Origin of the sequence: Natronospira sp. (genome assembly GCF_007134575.1) — a bacterium.
GTDB lineage: Bacteria > Pseudomonadota > Gammaproteobacteria > Natronospirales > Natronospiraceae > Natronospira > Natronospira elongata.
Genome location: NZ_SLKM01000212.1, coordinates 1 through 3060 on the forward strand (window position 1 = coordinate 1; position 3060 = coordinate 3060).

General features: G+C 63.0%; 2 protein-coding genes. Both read left to right on the forward strand.

The features are described from left to right. The coding region (locus ACJWXQ_RS08385) for an EAL domain-containing protein (protein WP_406672573.1) at positions 1–930 on the forward strand (930 nt) is incomplete at its 5' end. A 106-nt stretch (positions 931–1036) separates the two neighbouring features. Beyond that, a partial coding sequence (locus ACJWXQ_RS08390) for a cation-translocating P-type ATPase (RefSeq protein WP_406672574.1) occupies positions 1037–3060 on the forward strand: 2024 nt, incomplete at its 3' end.

Below are 3060 nucleotides of genomic sequence, written 5' to 3' on the forward strand. Positions count from 1 at the left end.
CTGCGCCATTTTCAATTCCGGGTAGAGGACCGCCACTTCGATGTCGGGGCCAGCATTGGCCTGGTCCATTTTTCCGGTGGCGAAGAGTCCAGCGCGGAGCTGCTGCGGCAGGCGGACCTGGCCTGCTATGCCGCCAAGGAAAGCGGACGGAACCAGGTCAGGGTTTATGATGCAGACGATCAGCTGCTGCGAGTGCGGCATCAGGAGATCGGCTGGTTCGAACGTCTGCGCCATGCACTGAAGGAAGGCCGCTTCCTGCTCTTCGGGCAACGAATCATCCCCCTGAACCAAGAAGGTCAAGCCCGTCGAGAAGTGTTGCTCAGAATGCGTAATGAGGAGGGTGAACTGATCCTGCCGCAGGACTTCATCCTCACCGCGGAACGTTACGAAATCATGCCAGATCTGGATCGATGGGTAATCGACCGGGTTCTCCGGCACCTGGCCGATGGTCTCTGCACAGGTGAAATGCTCTCCATCAACCTGTCAGGTCTTACCCTGGATGATTCCGAGCTGTTCAGCTTCATTCGCCAGTCTTGTCGTCACTACGGTATCAAGGGCGAGCGGCTCGCCTTCGAAATCACCGAAACCGCCGCCATGACCCATTATGCAAGAGCCAATGCCCTGTTCCGGGAGCTCCGCCAGCTTGGTTGCGAAATTCACCTGGATGACTTTGGCAGTGGTCTGTCCTCATTCGGCTATCTGCGGAACATGCAATTCGATTGCCTCAAGATCGATGGCAGCTTCATTCGCAAGCTGGACAAGAACCCCGAGGACCGGGCGATGGTGGAAGCCATGCAGCGCATCGGCCAGACCATGGGCATGCAGACGGTGGCCGAGTTCGTGGAACGCCCTGAACTGCTGGCGCCCTTGCGGGAAATCGGCATCCATCGTGCCCAGGGCTTTGCGCTGCACAGGCCTGAGCCACTGTAGATCATTCCCTGGGAACCATCGATTGATTCCCGGGCCACCTTTCTCTTGCCTTCTCCATCGGACATAATCACAAGCTGATAAAACCCAACGAAGGACAAGGCCGTTCATGCAGGAACAGTCCATTGCCCGTCCCCACGCCGAGACCAAGGAGCAGGTACTCGAGGCCTTGGCCTCAGGCAACGAAGGCCTGAGTCCCGACGAGGCCGCTCGACGGCTCGATCAATATGGCGAAAACCGCCTTCGGGAATCTCAGCGGCCGAGCCCCCTGCGCCGTTTCCTGCGCCAGTTCAACAACGTCCTCATATACGTCCTGCTGGCAGCCGGTGTCATCACCGTGCTGCTGGGCCATTGGCTGGATGCAGCCGTCATCTTCAGCGTGGTGGTAATCAACGCCCTGATCGGCTTCATACAGGAAGGGCGCGCCGAACGCGCCATGGACAGTATCCGCAAGCTGCTGGTGACCCGCGTACGGGTGATACGCCAGGGCGAGAGCCGTGAGATCGACGCCGCCGAACTGGTGCCGGGAGATGTGGTGCTGCTGGAAAGCGGTGACCGAATCCCCGCCGACCTGCGCATCCTCAAGGCCCGGGGACTGCGGGCAGATGAATCCAGCCTCACCGGTGAGTCAGTCCCCGTGGACAAGGGAAGCGACTCGGTGGAAGGCGACGCGGTATTGGCGGATCGCAGCAGCATGCTCTGGTCCGGCACCCTGGTAGCCTCCGGTCAGGTCCGCGCCGTGGTGGTGGCCACCGGTGAAAACACCGAACTGGGCCGGATTCGTCAGGCCACCGAGGATGTGGAATCGATCAGCACACCGCTGCTGAAAAAAATCGACCAGTTCGGGCATCAACTGACGGTAGTAATCCTGACACTCGCGGCGCTGGTCTTCATCCTGGGTGTATTCTGGCGGGACATGGCCGCCGCCGAAATGTTTCTCGCCGCCGTCAGCCTGGCGGTGGCCGCCATCCCGGAAGGCCTGCCCGCCATCATCACCATCACCCTGGCCATGGGAGTCCAGATCATGGCCCGCCGCCAGGCCATTGTGCGGCGGCTGCCGGCGGTGGAAACCCTGGGCTCGGTCACCGTCATCTGCTCCGACAAGACCGGTACCCTGACCCGCAATGAAATGACCGTGCGGGCCCTGGCCACGCTGGGGGGCGAATATCCGGTCAGCGGCTCCGGCTATACCGCCGAGGGTCGGCTGGAGCGCCCCGGGGAGGATGACCAGGCCCTGGACAAGCTCCTGCTGGGGGGATGTCTGTGCAATGAAGCCGGCCTGGAGCGCACCGAAGAAGGGACGCGGATCAGCGGCGACCCCATGGAAGCGGCCCTGCTGGTGCTGGCGGAAAAGGCGCAACTGGATCGCAGTCACTGCAAGCGCGAGTGGCCCCGTACCGATGCCATCCCCTTCGAGTCCGAGCGCCGCTACATGGCCACGCTCAACCACGATCACCACGGCAAGGGCCTGATCCTGGTCAAGGGGGCCCCGGAACTCTTGCTTGAACGCTGCGGCCAGGCCCTGGCCGCCGATGGCAGCCGGCAGGCCCTCGACGTCCGGGACTGGCAAGCTCGACAGGACGCCTTTGCCGAGCGGGGTCAACGCACCCTGGCACTGGCGATGAAATCGGTTGCTTCGGACATGACCACCCTGGACGAATCGGATATTGATGAAGAGCTGATTCTGCTCGGTCTGATCGCCCTGGAGGACCCACCCCGGGACGAGGCCATCCAGGCGGTAGCCGACTGTCACCGGGCCGGGATCCGGGTCAAGATGATCACCGGCGACCACCTGGGTACCGCCCTGGCCATCGGTCGCCAGCTCGGCATCGGCGATGGCCAAAGCGGCATGAACGGCAAGGACTTCCAGTCCCTGGATGACGACGCGGTCGCCGAGGCCGCCATGAACACGGATGTCTTCGCCCGCTTCAGCCCCGACGACAAGCTGCGCCTGGTCCGGGGCCTGCGGTCCCGGGAGCAGGTCACTGCCATGACCGGGGATGGGGTCAATGACGCGCCGGCCCTGCGCAGCGCGGACGTGGGTGTAGCCATGGGACAGAAGGGCACGGCCGCCGCCCGCGAGGCATCGGAGATCGTGCTGGCAGACGACAATTTCGCCACCATTGCCACGGC